This window comes from Streptomyces sp. NPDC021212 (assembly GCF_044332925.1).
Classification (GTDB): domain Bacteria; phylum Actinomycetota; class Actinomycetes; order Streptomycetales; family Streptomycetaceae; genus Streptomyces.
This window is the reverse complement of record NZ_JBIRPZ010000005.1, coordinates 328121-345440: the sequence shown is the minus strand read 5'-3', so window position 1 is coordinate 345440 and position 17320 is coordinate 328121. Positions and strand designations below refer to the sequence as shown.

At 68.3% G+C, this 17320-nt stretch carries 15 protein-coding genes and 1 pseudogene; 14 read left to right on the top strand and 2 right to left on the bottom strand.

The window, feature by feature from the left end:
- Window positions 1–23: 23 nt before the first annotated feature.
- The 4 genes from ACH4SI_RS16315 (at window position 24) to ACH4SI_RS16300 (ending at window position 4547) form a co-directional block, all read left to right on the top strand.
- Window positions 24–710, top strand: a complete 687-nt coding sequence (locus ACH4SI_RS16315) for a hypothetical protein (protein ID WP_398296371.1) — start codon at window positions 24–26, stop codon at window positions 708–710.
- Window positions 710–1843: an MAB_1171c family putative transporter gene (locus tag ACH4SI_RS16310; RefSeq protein WP_398296370.1), complete on the top strand. Its 1134-nt coding sequence runs from the start codon at window positions 710–712 to the stop codon at window positions 1841–1843. Before ACH4SI_RS16315 ends, ACH4SI_RS16310 begins: the two co-directional genes overlap by 1 nt.
- A 19-nt stretch (window positions 1844–1862) precedes the next feature.
- Window positions 1863–3059, top strand: coding sequence for an amidohydrolase family protein (locus ACH4SI_RS16305; protein ID WP_398296369.1), 1197 nt, complete (start codon window positions 1863–1865; stop codon window positions 3057–3059).
- Window positions 3060–3701: 642 nt separating this feature from the next.
- Window positions 3702–4547: a hypothetical protein gene (locus tag ACH4SI_RS16300; protein WP_398296368.1), complete on the top strand. Its 846-nt coding sequence runs from the start codon at window positions 3702–3704 to the stop codon at window positions 4545–4547.
- A gap of 109 nt (window positions 4548–4656) precedes the next feature.
- Here ACH4SI_RS16300 and ACH4SI_RS16295 read toward each other — a convergent pair whose 3' ends face one another.
- Window positions 4657–5547 (bottom strand): helix-turn-helix domain-containing protein, encoded by an 891-nt coding sequence (locus ACH4SI_RS16295; protein WP_398296367.1) that lies wholly within the window; start codon window positions 5545–5547, stop codon window positions 4657–4659.
- A gap of 1052 nt (window positions 5548–6599) precedes the next feature.
- Between ACH4SI_RS16295 and ACH4SI_RS16290 the strand changes: the two genes are divergently transcribed.
- From ACH4SI_RS16290 to ACH4SI_RS16245, 10 genes are all read left to right on the top strand, one after another.
- Window positions 6600–7490: a helix-turn-helix domain-containing protein gene (locus ACH4SI_RS16290; RefSeq protein WP_398296366.1), complete on the top strand. Its 891-nt coding sequence runs from the start codon at window positions 6600–6602 to the stop codon at window positions 7488–7490.
- A gap of 2 nt (window positions 7491–7492) precedes the next feature.
- A complete protein-coding gene (locus ACH4SI_RS16285) occupies window positions 7493–8209 on the top strand; it encodes a hypothetical protein (RefSeq protein ID WP_398296365.1) in 717 nt (238 codons plus the stop codon).
- 159 nt (window positions 8210–8368) lie between these two features.
- A complete protein-coding gene (locus tag ACH4SI_RS16280; RefSeq protein WP_398296564.1) occupies window positions 8369–9010 on the top strand; it encodes a WhiB family transcriptional regulator in 642 nt (213 codons plus the stop codon).
- Window positions 9007–10536, top strand: coding sequence for a hypothetical protein (locus ACH4SI_RS16275; RefSeq protein WP_398296364.1), 1530 nt, complete (start codon window positions 9007–9009; stop codon window positions 10534–10536). Before ACH4SI_RS16280 ends, ACH4SI_RS16275 begins: the two co-directional genes overlap by 4 nt.
- On the top strand, window positions 10533–10724 hold the full coding sequence (locus tag ACH4SI_RS16270; RefSeq protein WP_398296363.1) for a hypothetical protein: 192 nt from the start codon (window positions 10533–10535) through the stop codon (window positions 10722–10724). Before ACH4SI_RS16275 ends, ACH4SI_RS16270 begins: the two co-directional genes overlap by 4 nt.
- 90 nt (window positions 10725–10814) lie before the next feature.
- The gene (locus ACH4SI_RS16265; protein ID WP_398296362.1) at window positions 10815–11012 is read left to right on the top strand and encodes a hypothetical protein; all 198 of its coding nucleotides are present in this window, start codon (window positions 10815–10817) and stop codon (window positions 11010–11012) included.
- The gene (locus ACH4SI_RS16260) at window positions 11009–11626 is read left to right on the top strand and encodes a plasmid mobilization protein (RefSeq protein ID WP_398296361.1); all 618 of its coding nucleotides are present in this window, start codon (window positions 11009–11011) and stop codon (window positions 11624–11626) included. The genes ACH4SI_RS16265 and ACH4SI_RS16260 overlap by 4 nt, the downstream gene beginning before the upstream one ends.
- Window positions 11623–13362 carry a relaxase/mobilization nuclease domain-containing protein gene (locus ACH4SI_RS16255; protein WP_398296360.1) on the top strand — a complete coding sequence of 580 codons (1740 nt, stop codon included), beginning with the start codon at window positions 11623–11625 and terminating at the stop codon, window positions 13360–13362. Before ACH4SI_RS16260 ends, ACH4SI_RS16255 begins: the two co-directional genes overlap by 4 nt.
- A 430-nt stretch (window positions 13363–13792) precedes the next feature.
- Window positions 13793–14236 (top strand): hypothetical protein, encoded by a 444-nt coding sequence (locus tag ACH4SI_RS16250; RefSeq protein ID WP_398296359.1) that lies wholly within the window; start codon window positions 13793–13795, stop codon window positions 14234–14236.
- Window positions 14237–14315: 79 nt separating this feature from the next.
- Complete coding sequence (locus tag ACH4SI_RS16245) at window positions 14316–15011, top strand: hypothetical protein (protein WP_398296358.1); 696 nt, start codon at window positions 14316–14318, stop codon at window positions 15009–15011.
- Between the two features lie 536 nt (window positions 15012–15547).
- Here ACH4SI_RS16245 and ACH4SI_RS16240 read toward each other — a convergent pair.
- Window positions 15548–17194: pseudogene (locus ACH4SI_RS16240) on the bottom strand (hybrid sensor histidine kinase/response regulator); the annotation flags it as partial.
- Window positions 17195–17320: the final 126 nt, after the last annotated feature.

Genomic DNA, 17320 nt, shown 5'->3' with positions numbered 1-17320 from the left:
AGCGCAACACTCGCCATCTCGGGATGGGCCCGACCAAGCGCCACGGCGGCTATCGCCACCCGGAGTGGCGGTGGTCGCTGTGCAAGATGGCTGAGGCAACCGAAGGTGAGCAAAGGGCCGAATCAGTCATGTGGTGGCGCACCAAAGATTCCGACTACTCGCGCGTCGCACCCGAGAAACCGCGGAGCATCAGACGCGAAAGCGAGCGTGAGCTAGCACGGCGCATCCGCCGAATGCTGCGTGAGTTGGAGGTCGAGCCTCCGCTGAGTGTGCATCAACTGTGCAAGGCACTCTCAGTCCACCGGGGTCGGCATATCGAACTGCGGCCTTACCCCCTGCCGACATCGGGGCCGATCGGCCTGTGGCTCGACACACCCCACGCTGATCTGATCATCTTCCAAGATCGGACGACCCCTCGTCATCAGGACCACATCATCCTGCACGAGGTCGGTCACATCTTGGCCGATCATCCCGGCACCAGCGCCGACCTTCAGTGGGAGACGCTCCTGCCCGGCCTCAAGCCGGGCGCGATCCGCCGGGCGCTGCAACGCTGCTCCTACGGCACCGAACAGGAGCGGGAAGCTGAACTGGTCGCGACGATCATTCTGTCGTGGGCATCCGTCCTCGACCACGTAACCGATCCCCCTTCCCCGGACCCTGCTGTTCGCCGCATCCACTCTGCCCTCGGGGACCGTATGGGGTGGCTGTGATGGAGACCATGGCCATCGCCCTATTTCTCACCGTCTTGGCAGCGGCTGTGGCGTGGAAGCTGTACCAGCTCTACCAGGCCCCTCGCGATGCTTCATTGCGCTCGTTGACCCTGTGTCTGGTCTGTATCGCCTGCTCCTACCTGTTTGCCATGCCCGACGGCAGCCCCGGGTTCGACCACATCGCCTCTCACAACGTGGCCAAGCTGATGCAGAACGTGCTGCTCCTGGCGACGTCGTACTTCCTGATGTGCTTCTATCTGCACTCCGTCGCCGACAAGCCTGTCAGCCGTCGGCGGGCACGGCGCGAAGCGGCCGCCATGGTCATCGTCACGGGCGTCATCACGGTCGCGGCCACGACGGCTCCGGGCGAGGCCATCGCCGTCGGCTTCAAGGCGGCAGATATGACGAACCCACCTGTCGCCGTGTTCTACCTAGGCGCCGGGTTGTACATGCTGTACACGCTGGCGACGGCCAGCTGGTGGACCCGTCGGTACGCGCGCGTTTCCCGGCGCCCTCATGCCACCGGCCTGTGGCTCGTCGCAGCGGGACTAACAGGGATGGCCTTCGCCTGCGCAACTCGCGCGATCTTCATCGTCATCCGGGCTTCCGGTGGCTCAGTGGCCGATGTCGTGACGTCCAGCATCTCGCTGGTCCTCATGGTCTCGATCGCCGCGTTCATCATCGGTGTCACCTATCGCTGCGCCCGATCCCGCCTCGACGTCTTCCGAGTGTGGCGTCGGCACCGGCGCATACATCGCCAGCTGCAACCGCTCTGGGAGCTGCTGTCGGAAGCGTTTCCCGAGTACGTGATGGAGCCCTCCTCCGCGTCGTGGCGTGATCGCTGGTCGGCGCGTGGCGTGCACCGCCGGTACACCCGGCGGTGGGCGGAGTGCCGGGACTGCCTGGTTCGTCTCAGCCCTTATCTGCTCGCCCACGCTCCCGGCAGCGCCACCTTGGACAGCACTCCGCCGGACGTGCTGGCCGCTCGTCTGCGCGACGCCGCTTACGCTGCCAGCCGGGGCGTCGCCGTGCAGACCCGAGCGATGCCGGTAGCCGCCCCTCATCATGAGCACCGTGACGATGACGTCCTAGAACTTGTGGCGCTGTCGAACGCGCTGCGCGAGACAGCCTGATTGATCACGAAGGAGCGACATGCTGATCACTGCTGGACGAGTCCTCACCGATCCCTCATCGGGTACCTACGTGCCGGACGGCGCCGTACTCGTCGACGGAGAGACCATCGTGGCCGCGGGGCCGCGCCCGCAGGTCGAAGCGCAAGCACGCCCCGATGAGGAGCGGATCGCGTACCCCGATGCCACCCTCCTCCCTGGCCTGGTTGATGCCCATGTCCACCTCCTGTTCGATGCCTCCCCGGATCCGAAGGCAGTCCTGGAGCACGATGACGAAAAGCTCTTGGACGAGATGCAGGGGCGGGCAGAGACGCTCCTGCGCAGCGGTGTCACCACAGTGCGCGATCTGGGAGATCGCAACGGGCTCGCGCTGCGGCTGGCGGACGCGATTGGTAGCGGATCGGCCGCCGGGTCGCGCATCGTCTCCGCGGCAGTCCCCCTCACCCCGGTCGGCGGCCACTGCTGGTTCCTCGGCGGGGAGGTATCCGGAGCGTCCGAGATCCGCCGCCTGGTCGAGCGCAATGTGACAGCAGGTGCTCAGGTCATCAAGGTCATGGCGACCGGGGGCGGCCTCACCAAGGACGGGCCCGCCAGTTGGGAGCCCCAGTTCACTCCGGACGAGCTTGCCGTCGTCGTCGATACGGCCCATCAGGCAGGGCTGCCCGTCGCCGCTCATGCCCACGGTGTGGACGGCATCGCGGCTGCGGCAGACGCCGGGGTCGACACGATCGAGCACTGCACCTGGATGACTCCCGACCGCAATTTCGAACTCCGCGAAGACGTCCTCGCTCAAATCGTCAGCAAGGGCATCTACGTGTGCCCGACGATCACTCCGAAGTGGAAGATGCTGCCGCAGGTCTTCAGCGCCGAGCGCTTCGAGACCATCTCCGGCAACGTGAAGCGGATGGCCGAGGCCGGAGCGCGGCTGATCGCCGGCACGGACGCCGGGGTCCAGCGCGCGCAGTTCGGCGGACTCGCCACGAGCCTCGGGTTCTACGAGCGCCTGGAGATTCCGGCCAGCTACATCATCGACATGGCCACCAACCAGGCCGCGCATGCCTTGGGCCTGGGGAAGGAGATCGGCCGCTTGGCTGCTGGCTACCGGGCCGATCTGCTCGTCGTCGACGGTGACCCCCTAGAGGACCTGAGCGCGCTGCAAGCGGTCAAGACGGTCTTCGCGGGCGGAAACCAATACCAGCCCGAGAACAGCGCCGGCTAGGCGCGCAGAACAAGACCACGGCAACCTGTGACGGTGCCGGAAGGCATCGTCTGGCCACCGGCGTTCACCTCCAGCCTCGATCGTCTTCGGCGACCAACCAGACCCGACGTCCCGGCCTCAGTCGCTCTTGCAGCTCCGACGTGCTGCTGCACTTCCGGCTGCCGGCTCTGTTGCTTAATCGGCTTTACGGGTGGGCGAGTGTGTTCCGTCATCGACACTGCGACAGCTTGAGTTCGTACCCAACTATCCGTGTGTGGCGAGCACCTGGCCACCGTGGTGGTCCTCGGCGGACCGGCTGGGACCCCGCGTACGCGGGGACCGCCGTCCCCTCAGCGTGCACCGCACGGGGACGGGAGCAACCCCGGATGCGCGGAGCAGCCTGTCGGCCAGCGATGGAGATCCGCCAACTCGTCCTCCAGGCCCCGGCTCCCGTCATCGCGCAGGCACTCGGTTACCACGACAAGACAGTCACCCGGCTGGTCACAGAGGCCGGAGGCACCTGGAGCCGGTACGCCCCCCGGAGATCACACTCGGATCACCAGCAGGGTGGACTTCACGGGAAACTGGCGACAGCTAGATAGGCGCGCCCATCAGTGCCGAAACCCGTCGCGACCGCGTCACGGTGCTGCCACACTCGCACCCATGAGCGACGACAGCGCCAAGAGCGTCGACGGAGTCATCGGCACCCATGTCCACCTCATCACCTACGAAAAGATGGACTGGGCGACGGAAGCACTGCCAGCGCACGTACCGGCGGACGACCTGAAGAAGTTGAGACTGGCCGCGGGCGAGCATCTCGCGGCGATGCTGACGACCGCCTATCTCGGCATTGCGCCGGTCGCCGTAGACATCCACGGCGGCGTGGATCTTGGCTACCGCGTGGCGGACTTGGACAGCGACGTACTAACGTCGCTGCTCGGCCGCAACGGTGTCGAGTTCGCCGACTTCGAGGTGAAGTCGATACCCGGTGGCTTCCGCGAGCACAACGCAGCGGCATCGCGGGCACTGAAGCGAGGTGAGGAGCCAAACACTCATTGGTCGACGGTCGTGTCAGCGAACGATGTCGTCGAGGCGGCCCAGCCAATGATCGCCAAGGCCGCGAAGCAGTTACGGGACAAGTCATCGCCCGACAGGGCGCGGGTGGTGTTCATCGTGTCCCACTTTTTCGACCGGCCCTACGTGGAATGTCTCGACCCGGTGATCGCGCACACATTGACTGCCCCGATGCTGCCAGACGAGGTCGACGCCGTGTGGGTTTTCTTCGCGCCCTCGCACCTGGTGGTGTGGCCAGCTGTCGAGCAGCACTGGTCGCAGCTTCTCCTGGGCAGTTTTGAGGAGGACGGGGCGGCCCCGGAGGTCGACTTCGGCATGGAGCTGCTGCAGCACTACGAGGGGCTGTTTCTGGAGCGGGCGGGGATCGACGGGCCCTCGCCCTTCTACTACCGCGTCGGGACTGGTGAGTACCCAACCGCGGTTGACGCAGAGTGACGGCGGCCCGCATCAGTCCGGAATACGCGACACCTCAACATGCGAGCCCACCAGTCCCGGGGCCGCTTCACGCCTGCTTCGCCTCACGTTGGAAGCATCGGCGTCCGGGCTATTTTTCGCCGCCGTCCTGCGGAGGCAACCCCTTCTCCTCGAGCTCCTCAACAACCTTGTTGACGTAGGCCAGAACGTCCGCCGGAAGCCCTTCCGACCCCAGCCCACGCGCCGCACTCCGGCCGACAGCCCCTCTACGAACAGACCGGAGAAGCCGCAGGCCCTCGTAGACCTGCCGAGCCACCGCCTCGTGGGGCTTGAAGTACGTAGAGTCCACATGGAAGACATGGGCCAGCCCCTCCTGGACGAGGGGTGAGGCTTCCGGCTGGTTACCGACACGCAGATCCTCCACGTCGCGCTCGGTGAGTACCCGTCCCCCTGCGTACGTGTTGACCGATTCTGCGATCTCAGCATCCGAGGGTGGCGTCTGTCCTGGGAATGAGTGATCGAGCAGATAGGTGATCTTCTCGGCCAGCGAGCGCGGAACGCCCTGGCCAGAGCCGTCCGCATCAGTCTCAGGGGCACGGACGTCGTGCCCGAAAGATCGCTCCTGGGCATCCAGCAGCGCGTCCACGGTCACCCCGTACCCATCGGCCAGGAGACGAACAAACTTCTCGCTCAGGCGGCGCTTCCCCCGTTCGGCGTTCGCCACGGGGCCAGCGCTCTTCGTCCCGGTCAGCTCCTTCGTCTGGTACTGGGAGTAGCCCGCATCACAGCGCAGGTCGGCTAGATCCGGCAGGCCAGCCCGCGGGAACATCTCATCGAGATCCTGACCGAGCACCCTGGCAAGAGCAGGGAGCTTCTCGCTGTCGGGTGATGAGTGGCCGGTTTCCCAACTTGCTACCGCTGGATCGGAGACACCAACCACTTTCGCTACGTCACTCTGCGTAAGATCTCGCGCTCGCCGAACCCTACGCAGGCGGTGCCTGTCGAATCGGCGAGCAGCCATCGAGACCTTCCCTCAGAGCCAAGGTTGTCGAAACAAAGGAAATATTAGTTAGTTGACGCGTTCCTCAAACCGGGATAGCTTCAGTTTAGCGAACCCGAGATGGCAACCCGCACCCCGCTCGGCTGAATCGCACCCAGCAAGAAGACCGGCGCCCAGAGGGCGCGAACCCTCGGGCGCCGTACAGCGCGGCCTCGTTGCCCCGGCAAGGGCATGAGGCCACCAAGAAACCGCTCCGATCCTTCGCACGGGCCCTACCGGAGCGGATGCAACAGGAGATTTTCGCATGTCCTCACCCATGCGCGGGCCTTCGCACCCGCACTTCGCCCCCTCGGTATCTGTGCGGCCTACCCCTGACGGTGGTGCCGCCTGGTCGAGTCGCTTCGGCCTCGGAGCGGTCGCCATTACGGGCCGCATGGCATCAACGCGCAGATGAAGAGTCGTTTCACCTTGCGGCGCAACCGGGAGCCGCTCGATGACGACCGCAAGGGGGACGTTGTGCGCATGCCGAATGGCCCCGGCAGGCAGCGACGGCTTCTGGGGGCGGCAACTCTCAGGAGCCAGTGGCGGCATAGCGCTCCTGCCCGGTAGGGGCCGGAGATCGTCCCTCTTCGTCACTCTCTGCAACTAGTACAGAGATTAAGAACCAACTCTGGATCTTGACACGGATGGCTGCGTATGTTCGTCGTCCCCCGGGCACCCCGCCCGGCGCTACGAACGTGAGGAGCGCAGCAGGCGCCGACGAGACCGTGTAGATCCGCGTACAGCGGCGGCGTCCGGGAGCGGCTACTCCCGGACGCCGGACGCTCAACGGCAACCCGCCCCGGCAAGGGCGGGGATTGCCCACCATCACCACGCTGAGTCCTTCCAAGGGGCGCGTCAGCGTGGCAACACTGCAAAGGGGAGTTTTGCATGCCTCCTGCCCTGCGCAAAAGGCCCTTCCGCCTGGCCTGCGCGGCAGCCACCTCCGCCTCGGGGTCTCAGCGCCCCGAGCCGGAACACACCATCCCGGCCCCGGCGAGCCGCCGACCCCGCCCGCTCATCAGGAGCGGCCGATGAGCAGCGAGGCACGCGAGTGGGTGTGGGACCACAGCTCCAGCCGGGGCACCGCGCGCCTGGTCCTGCTATCGATCGCCGACCGGGTGGTGGACGAGCAGTGCGTCTCCTGGGCCTCGCTGTCCAGTCTGGCCAAGCGCACGCGCGCCTCTGTCTCCACGGTGCGCGAAGCCATCGACCGCCTGGTCCACGCCGGTGAGCTGGAGCAGCTGGACGACCTCACCGGCCCGCAGCGAAGCACCGTCTACCGCCTCCCCCTCGCCGCCAAGGCCGTGGCAGAGACCACCGAGGAGGAAGAGGAGGCCGACCAGACATCGGAGGAGGAGTCCGAGGCCACCCCGGCGCTGCGGATCTCGGCCCTGCGGCGGTGCGGAATTCGCCCGCGTGAGGTGCCGGAATCCCCCACGAGGGTCCGGAAACCGGTAGTACCGGAATCCGGCAGATCCCGACGGAAACCGGCACCTCGACGTACCGGAAACCGGCACAGCGATGTACCGGAAACCGGCACACAGAACCGTAGTGAACCGGATTTGAACCGGAGTACCAGCAGTGGCGGTGTTGCCGTCCTCTCGGCTGCCGAGTGGCAGGTCGACCCCGCCACCCAAACCTGGACCCGCCAGCAGGGACACCTCGATCGCCTCGGTGAGCAGGGCCTCGCCGCCGCCGACGCGAAGTGGCGTGCCCACCGGGCCGACTTCAAGCCGAGGCCGGCGGCGGCCTGGGCTGCCGACTGGCGCTCCTGGGTCGCCCGAGAGCACCCCCCGGCTCGCCGGAACCTCTACGCCGTACCCGATGGCGGACACCGCCCGGCGCACGGCATGACGCGGGCCGAGGCGCACCAGGCCGCTCTTATCGCCGCCCTCGACGAGTCGACCGGAACGGAGGGCTGAGAGTGGACCGCCGCGAAATTGCCGCCCTGCTGGCCTACATCGGACGACTCGACCCCCGCACCATCCGCACCGACCAGGGCGAGGCCCGCGACCAGCTCGCTCAGTGGCACGAGCTGCTTGGGGACGTGCCGATGGCCACCCCGCACGGCTGGGACGCCCGCGTCGCCGCCCGCCAGCACATCCGCACCTCGCCGTACCAGATCCTGCCCGCGGACATCGCCCGTCCCTGGGAGAGCTACCGGCGCGACCGCCTGGCCCGGCACTCCGACCCCACGCCGTCCGTCGACCCGGACGACCAGGCCGCCTGGACCGCCGAGCTGGTCGGCACCCGCCGCGCCGTCGCCGCCGGCACCGCGCAGCCCGCCCAGGCCCGGGCGATCACCAGCGGTCGCGACGGGATCGACCCGAAGCTGGAGGCCCGGCTGCGGGAGATCGGCTCCTGCATACCGCCCGCCGCCCGAGCCGCCCTCGCGCCCTACCGGCCCGCCCGCGCAGCGCGCGAGGCAGCCGTCGCGCAGGGGCTGCCCGACGCCCTGAGCGTGAGGTGCGAGTGGTGCCTGGCGCAGCCCGGCGAGCCGTGTCGTCGCCGTCGGATCGGCCCCGACGGCGGAGCGCGCGGAACCGCCCCGCGCGACACCTCGCATCCCGGCCGCCTCGACCTCGCCGCCGCCCAGCAGGCCCAGCAGAGCGAGCAGGTCCAGCAGTCCGCCATGGCCTGACCGGCTCGAAAGGCCGGTGCATCCCGTCCGGTGCACCGCCACCCAACCTCACCGTCCCGCCCCGGCCCGGCGCACGCCCTCGCGCCGCAGCCGACCCCCGACACCGCGCTCGCCCAGCGCCGCCCACCGGCCGACGCGGCAGCACATCGGAGACCACCCTTGCACCACATCACCACCCACGACGCGCCGGCCACCGGCCTGCGCGGCATCGGCGACACCAGCTGGCACGCCCGCGGAGCGTGCCACGGCATGGACGTCGAGGACGCCGACGCCGTGTTCTTCCCGCTCCCCCGGGACCACGAAGCCATCGCCGAGGCGAAGGAGTTGTGCGGCTGGTGCCCAGTACGTCGCGACTGCCTCGACTTCGCTCTGGAGAACGTCCTCAAGGAGGGCATCTGGGGCGGCCTCACCGAGGCCGAGCGGCGTCCCTGGCACGACGGGCTGCCCCAGCGCCTCGACTACCGGCGCGTGACGGCCTTCTTCCGGGGACGCGACGTGCATCTGACCGAGGCCGAGCGGCAGGTCGTCATCGGCCACGCCTACGTACGCGGCTGGCGGCCCGACCGGCTCGCCGCAGCCCTGCAGATCAGCCACAAACACGCCCGTGACCTGCTCCGGCAGGCCGCACACAAGGTGTTCGACCGCGACCGCACCTACGGCGTGCCCCGGCCCAAGAAGAAGCGGAAGAAGACCACCCCGGCAACGAGCAGCCCCGCGCCCACGGCACCCGGCACCCAGCAGCCAGCAGCCCGCCCGGCGGCGTCGACTCCGGCGAACGCCCCTCTCGGAAAGGCCGCATGACCCACCCCGTCCTGGCCCTCAGCGCCGCTCCGAACGTCCCTCTCCTCCTCGGCGCCGGCGTACCCGCTGGCCTCGTGCTGGTGCTGGCCGCCTGGACGATCCGGCGCCGGGGCACGCGCCCGCAGAAACGTCTCGGTGGTCCGGCGGTCAAGGTCGCGGCCGCTGCCGCCCTCGGCTGCACCGTCTACAGCGCCGACACCTCGTGGCGGTTCGCGGCCGACTACCTCGACATGGCCGGGACCGCCGAGCGGGCAAGCATGTTCGCCGCGGCCGAGCTGGCGCTCTTCGCGACCGCGCTGATGGCACGCCAGAACCTCGCCACTCAGGGCGCCCCAGGTCTGCCGGGCACGCTGGTCTGGGTTATCACCGGAGTGCAGGTGATCCCTGCCTATGCTGAGAGCGGTCCGGTCGGCGGCACAGTCCGGGCCTTCGTCGGACCCGTCATGGCGGCGATGTTGTGGCATCTCGCCATGGGTATCGAGCTGCGCCTGCGCACCCCGGGCGCCGCCTCCCACGGGCTGATCGCCGTCCTGGGCCGGGAGGCTCGCGAGCGGCTCCTGTCCCGCCTCGGCATCGCCGCGCGGGACCGCGACGCCGCGCAGATCACCCGGGACCGGGCCACCGCACGCGCGGTCGCCCTCGCCGCCCGCCTCGCCGAGCGCACGCCCGAGCAGCAGCAGAGCCGGTGCGGCCGTCGGCTGACCCGGCGCTTGTCGAAAGCGGTCGGCAGGGCCTCGGTCGGCACCGACCCCATCCAGCGCGCGCAGATGCTCGACCAGCTCGCCGCCCGCCGGCACGCACTCGCGCTCGCCACGGTCCCACTGCCTTCTCCCTGGTCCCCGGCGCACAGCACCACAACGGCAGCCACGGTCCCCTCGCAGCCGACCTCGAAAGCGCCGGTCCCCGTAGCCGGTCCCCACGGTCCCGACGAGTCGGACGGGGACCGGGGACCGAGCGCCCCGAGGGGACCGGTCCCCGAGAGGACGGACTCGAACGCATCGGCGGGATCGGGGACCGGTCCCGCCAATCCGGAAGGCGCAGAGGGAGACTCTGCGGACACGGGGACCGACCGCACTACGCGAGAAGTCCCTGCTCAGGGCCTTGATTCGCATCGGGGACCGACCGCTGCCCAGTCGGGGACCGAGACCACCGGGGACCGGGGACCGACCGACACCGACACGGGGAGCGCGACCAGCGGGGACCGGGGACACAAGGTCCCCCTCCGCCGGAAGACGACCACAAAGCCCCGGACGAAGAACAAGGGGAAGCGCGGCCGGCCCCGCACCCCGCAGACGCAGCGCCCGCCTCGCGAGCCGGAGCAGTCGGTGGAGCAGCTCGTCCAGCAGGTCCGTCCCCATGTCCCCGCCCTGCTCGAACGGGACGGCAACGAGTCCGTCACCCGGGTCCAGCTGCGGGAGATCCTCCGCCGCGAGGGCCTGAAGGGCGGCCGGAACGACCGGCTGAGCCTCGTCCTCCAGGAGCTGCGGAGCGAGGACACCACGAAAGCAAGGAGCACCACTCGATGAAGACCTGCCACCGATTCGCGTCCCTCCGTGAGGAGTACGAACGGGAGATCGGTTACCTGAGCGCCCACTCCCGCCGGCATGCCGGCAGGCCGTCGGCGAAGGCCAGTGCGAAGCACGCCACGACGACGAAGGGCCGGATGGCCAGGGCGCTCAGCGGCCACGTCGAGCGCTGCCTCGAGTGCGGCTGAATCTACGAAGCCGCAGCTCACCGCCCCCACCTCTCTGGTCGGTGGCCCGGCCAGCGCCGGGCCACCCGCCCTGCCCCGAAGGAATTCACCATGCGGCATGCCGCCGTACCCGACCGCTTCGTCAGCCGCCTGATCTGGGCTCTGCCGCTCACATTCCTCCCGTACGGACTGCTCCTCTTTGCTGTAGACGGCTCCGGAGAGCAGATCCATCACCTGACGGAGGGGGCCGTCGACTTCGTCCTTGGCATCCTGGATGTCGTCCGCGATGCTCAGGGCTGTGGGCAGTGACGAACCCGGTCCCAAGCCCCTCCCCCACCCCAGGTGAACGTGACTCCAACTCGGTCTCGGGGCGAGCAAGATGGAGGTTCGGACACTCCCCCCAGGGGGGAGCGTCCGAACCTGTACCCGCCCCTGGGGTGGCGGGGCCCGACCGGCACCGGGGGGCGCCGGACGGGACAGCTGCGACCGAGGGCGGATCGCAGCCAAAGGCCGCCCACAAGGGGCGGCCCAAGGGGCGAGCGCGTCCGCGCGACAAGAAGCAACGGCGCGCGCACAGCGTCCGCCTCAACCCGTCCGAACACGCCCTCATCCAGGCCGGAGCAGACACCGTCGGCATGAGCGTGGCAGGCTTCCTCGCCTACGCCGGGCTAGCTATGGCCCGGGACCAGTCTCGTACCGCCGTCGCCATCGCCACCGAGCGCGACGTGCTGACCGAACTGTTCGCGACGCGGCGGCAGCTCGGCTGGGCCGGCAGCAACCTCAACCAAGCAGCCAAGATCCTCAACTCCGGCGGCGACGTGCCCCACCTGACTCAAGTGATCGCCGACATTCACCGTGCGGCCGACGCGGTGAGGATGGCTGCCGACAAGGTAGCCAACCGGCAGGCAGACGAGGCACCTTGATTCCACAGATCCACAAGCAGGGCACCAACACCCTGGGCCTGCTGTACTACCTCTACGGCAAGGGAACCCACGAGGAACACCTCGACCCACATCTCGTCGCTTCCTTCGACGGCATGTCTCCCGACCCAGGACGCGATACGGCAGCCACGAAGAAGGACCTTCAGCAACTGCTCGACCAGCCCCTACGACTCCTTGCCGCGGACCAGCGCCCCGACAAGCATGTGTGGCACTGCTCGGTGCGTGTCGCACCCGAAGACCCCGTCCTGACCGACGAGCAGTGGGCGGACATTGCCCGTCGCATCGTCGCCGCTACAGGGATCGACCCGCACGATGGCGCGGGCTGCCGCTGGGCCGCTGTGCGTCACGCTGACGACCACATCCACGTTGTTGCCACCCTCGTGCGCGAAGACGGACGACGACCCGACCACCACCGATCCGGTAAACGGGCACAGGCTGAAGCCCGCCTCATCGAGAAGGAATTCGGGCTTCACCAGATAGCACCCGGCGACGGTACAGCCGCACAGCGGCCCACCAGCGCCGAACGCCACAAGGCCGAACGCCAGGGCCGCGAGCGCACCGCCCGAGAGGAACTACGCGAGACAGTCCGCCGCGCGGTGACCGGCGCGACAAGCGACGGAGAGTTCTTCGACCGGCTCGCCGCCGCCGGCCTCCTGATCCGCAAGCGCGCCGCGCCCTCTGGGGACCTCCTCGGATACAAGGTCGCCCTGCCCGACGACTTGAACAAGGACGGCGAGCCGGTGTTCTATCCCGGCGCGCGCCTGGCCCCTGACCTCTCGCTGCCCCGCGTCCGGGAGCGCTGGTCCGCCGATGCCCGGAACAATCCGGCTTCCCGGCAGGAGGATGCGGTCCGTACGGGGCCGAGCACTGCGGCCTCCGCCCGCCGCGGGACGGCATCGGCCGCGTGGCAGGCCGTGCTCGTCGTCGAGCACGGCGAGGACGCGGTCGCCGCCGCCCACATCGCCGCGGCCAGCGAGGTCCTGGACGCCCTCGCGAAGACCTCTGCCGCCCACACCCGCCGCGAACTACGCGACGCGGCAACGGCCTTCGAGCGGGCCTCGCGCTCCCACGTCCGCGCCGTCCGCAGACACGACCGTGCGCTGCGGCAGGCCGCACGCGACCTCGTCCACGGGGGGCCCGCCCTCGGTCGCGATGAGGACGGTGCTACCACCGCGATGGCGATCGACATGCTGTTCTTCCTCATCATCGCCGCGGCGCACTGGCACGCCAGAAAAGGCCATGCCCAGCAGGCCGAGGCCGCCGACCGGGCCGCCAAGCACCTGCGCTCCGCCTACCAGGCTGCCGCCGCCCAGCCCCTCGGCGTGCTCTACCAGCGCGGCCGACGCCTGAGCCGACCGGTGCTTCAGCGGCAGACAGCGCTGCTGCGCGAGGCACTGCCGGGGCTAGCGGAGCAGATCCTCGCCGAGCCCGGCTGGTACGCCCTGGCCGCAACTATCGCGGATGCCGAAGCCGCCGGCCACGACCCGGCCGCCCTCCTCGCCGACGCCGTAGAGCGTCGCGAACTCGACACCGCGGACTCGGTCAGCGACGTGCTCGTGTGGCGGATGCGGCGGACGGCCGACCTACCCGCCGACGCCTCAAACCTGCCCGAGAACACCACCGCAGGAAGCCGCCCCGCAACGCGCAGGACGGCGACCAAGCCCTCCACACCCGGCAGGCGGCGCAGCCCGAAGGAAACATCGCGTAAGGCCCTGTGAGCCCCGCCGAGTGTCGATGCACGGGCTCAGCGCACCACCGAGAGAAGGGGCCCCGCTACCGCCCCGCCCGCGACCCGCAGCATGGTGGTACGCCACACCGGACCTCGCCGGCGGGCAGGTCCGCGTTGCGGGTCGCGGGCATCGGTGCACACGCAGGAAGGAAGAGAGAGGCGCAGATTCGGCGAACCGCGCCAGTACGTCGCGAAGCTGGGGGACGTCGCAGGATACGACGTGTGTTCGGGCACACCGTGGGGACGTCACTCCTCCGCTCGGGACAGGTGCCGTGGCCAACTCGCCATCCCCACATCCAAGAAGCAGGGAAGCCCTGCTGACCTGGTCAAAGGTGACTGTGGACTTTGTGAATTGAAACCACCTGGGGCTTGGGGCACGCTCATGAAGCGAGCAGGACGAGGTTAAGGAGGACGCCAGGGTGTTTCACCGGATACGCCGCCGGGTCAAGGGACCGAGCGAGGCGCAGCGCCAGTTCGCTGAGCTTTCGGCGCGGCTGCAGAACCAGGTCCCGCCGGGTTTCGGGGCGCCGGCGGTGGAACCGCAGCACATCGAACCGACCGGCATGGTGGACGATTTCCTTCCGCCGGAGCTGCGCGTGCCGAGCCACGACCAGTTGGACGGCAAAATGATGCCGTGGAAGCAGCCGCTCGTCCTCGACGGTGAGATGGCCGCCTGCGCCGCGTGCGGGTCGTATAGGGACTGGCTCATCCTCTCCACCCGCGACCAGATCTGGCTGCGGTGCCGGGCCGGCCACCAGCAGCAGGAGACCCGCCTCGACACCGCCTGGTTCAACCGGAATTCCGGACCGGCGGACGCGACGCACGCCACGTTCGAGGACTGCCTGCGCCACCTCGGACACTGACCCCCACTCCTACGACCCCACCGGGCCCGCGGGCCCGCACTGACCAGCCGTCGCCCAGCACCAAGGGGTCAGTTCCGTCATGCGCGCTCGCATCGCCACCACCGCACTCGGCATCACCGCCGCCCTCCTCGCCGTGCCCGCCTGCTCCACCAACACCTCCGGGGCCAAGCACCACGCCACCTCCTCCGCCCGTTCCGGGAAGCCGGCCGACGCGGCCCGGAAGGCCGCCGTGCTCTCACCGGCCGCGCTGGAGACCCGCCTGCTCGACGAGAACGACCTCGGCTCCGGCTACCTGCGCAAGCCGGAGCGCCCCGCCCAGCACGACGACGTCACCGTCGTCGGCTGCCCGGCCCTGAGCAAGCTGGGCGGCGACGCGGCCACCGGCGGCACGCTCACCTTCCCCCGCAAGGCGAAGGCCACCTTCACCTACGGCGGCAGTAGCTCGGAGATCTCCGAGGAGCTCTACAGCGACAGCGCGAACAAGTTGTCCGACGGGATCGGCCGGATCTTCGACGCCATGACCGGGTGCCCGACCTATCAGGTCGTCGCGGGCGGCACCACGATCGACATGGCCTCGCAGAAGCTGCCCGCGCCCCGCGAACTCGGCGACGAGCAGTGGAGCCAGCTCCTGACGTTCTCCACCGGAGGGCGGAGCACCGTGGTCAAGCAGACCGCGATCCGCGACGGCAGTCTGCTGCTGATCGTCTCCGGCTCCCCGGCCCTCGTCGACCGCCACCTCGGCAAGGCCCTCGCCAAGGCCACAGCGACGAGCTGACACCGGGATCCGTGTGCCCCGGTCGCCACCGTGCGGCCGGGGCTTCGGTGTAGCGGGGCCTGCGTATGCGCGACCGGCCTGATGTGCCCCGTGTCACATGCTCGTGCGTTCCGGTTGGCTGGCGACGCGAGCATGCGCGAAGCCCGGCCCCCCTCATAGGGGCCGGTTCGTTGGTGCTCGGCGAGGCGGGCGGGGTCCGTGGGCGCCATTCCCACGTCGGGGCTCAGGGCCCGGGGCTGCCTTCGGGCATACCGCGGTCCACCCGCGTCTCTCGCACTGGCCGAGGGCGGGGGCGTTCACCGGCGGACGGTGAACGCCTCCGCCTTCGGATCGAACGAGTGCGCCGACCTGTCATCGGGGGGCCTTGCGGATAATCATGAAAGCGAAGGTCAGTGTCTCGTCTCAGTGAGCCTTAGGAACGCGCACCGTCCGATTCCGGGCGCGGAGCGTCTTCGCAGGCCCAACTCCGCCGCGCACACGAGGCCGCCCAAGGTGTCCGAGCTCGGTGATGTGTTAGGCACTGTCCTTTGATCACATCAGGCGCCTTCTCTTGGGGCGGCATCAGGGGCGTCTGCGGGTTCTTCAATCCAAAGACGCAGGAGGGGCAGCAGGACGTCAGGGTTGACCGGCTTGGCCACGCAGTCGGATGCGCCTGCCTCGACAGCCAGCTCCTGGCCCCCGAGCGGACCCCCCGAAGCCAGCGCGATGATGGGCATTGCACTGCGCCCTGGCGTCCGGCGAATCTTCGCGATTGTCGTCGGCCCGTCCGCCGCTGGCAGCATCACGTCGATTACGAGAACCTTGATGTCGTCGTGCTGCTCCAGAGTATCGAGGGCCACGTCGCCGTTCTCGGCATAGCTCACGTCCAGGCCGTGGCGTTCCAAGAGGCTGGCGAGTGCGAAGACGCTGCGTATATCGTGGTCAACGATCAACACCTTCTCACCGTCAAAGCGGATGTCCCGTTCTGACTCCGAAAATTTCCGATGCTGACTCAAGCCCCCTGACTGCCCTTGGGCGTCAGGCAGGTCAGGCAGTTCCGTCTGCTGATGAGGTAGGGCTGCAGCGCTGTGACGGCGACTGCTGAGCGCAGCGAATTCGTTCTGCGCCCTTGCTACTTTTTCGTCGTCCTGCGATAGCTCGCTCGGATGCAGCGGCAAGTACAGCGTGAACGTCGAGCCGTGACCTGGTTCGCTCCGCGCATGGATCTCACCGCCGAGCAGCCTCGCGATCTCTCGCGAGATACTGAGTCCGAGGCCCGTACCTCCGTACTTGCGGCTCGTGAGGCTGTCCACTTGTTTGAACGCATCGAAGATGAGCTTCATCTTGCTGGCCGCGATACCGATCCCCGTGTCCATTACGGCGAACGCGATGACGTCGGCGTCTGGACCTGACAGCGGCCCGGCTTCAAGAAGCTGCTGCCGGATAGCTAGCGGCATCTCAATACCAGCACGGTGAATGGTCACTCCGATCTCTCCGGAGTCGGTGAATTTAATCGAGTTGGATATCAGATTGCGCAGCACTTGCAGCAGTCGGTGTTCGTCGGTGAGTAGCGTGGGGGGTAGTTCGGGAGACACACTTACCGAGAAGTTGAGGTCCTTTTCCGCTGCCAATGGACCGAAGAGGGCCCTTAGGTAGTCGGCGAGTTGTACGAGCGTGGCAGGATTGGTGGAGACCTTCATCTTGCCCGCCTCAACCGTCGACAGGTCGAGGATGTCATTGATCAGCTGGAGCAGATCGGATCCAGCACCGTGGATGGTCTCGGCGAACTCGACCTGCCTCTGCGACAGGTTCTTTTCGTCGTTGTCGGCGAGTAGCTTGGCCAGGATCAGCAGCGAGTTGAGTGGTGTGCGCAGTTCGTGCGACATGTTCGCCAGGAACTCGGTTTTATAGCGCATGGAGAGCGCCAGTTGCTCGGCGCGGTCCTCCAGGACCTGCCGGGCTTCCTCGATCTCCGTATTCCTAACCTCGACGTCGCGGTTTCTCTGCGTCAGCATCTCAGCCCTTTGCTCCAATTGAGCATTGGACTCCTGGAGGGACCTCTGTCGTTCCTCCAACTCTGCCGTCTGATTGCGCAGTTGTGCGGCAATCTCCTGAGATTGACTTAACAACTCTTGGGTTTGCTGTTGTTCCAGGATTGCTGCGCTGCTGAGCTGGATGAGATTGGCGACTTTCTGCGGAATGTCAGGGCGGCGTTCACCAAGCCAGCGCTGCGCCTCTGCCACTCGGGTAGCGGAGAGCAGGTCTTCGTCTCGGGCGCGTTCTTCCATGACAGTGAGCCACTGCTGGAAGTCGGCGTCTTCCTCGACCCA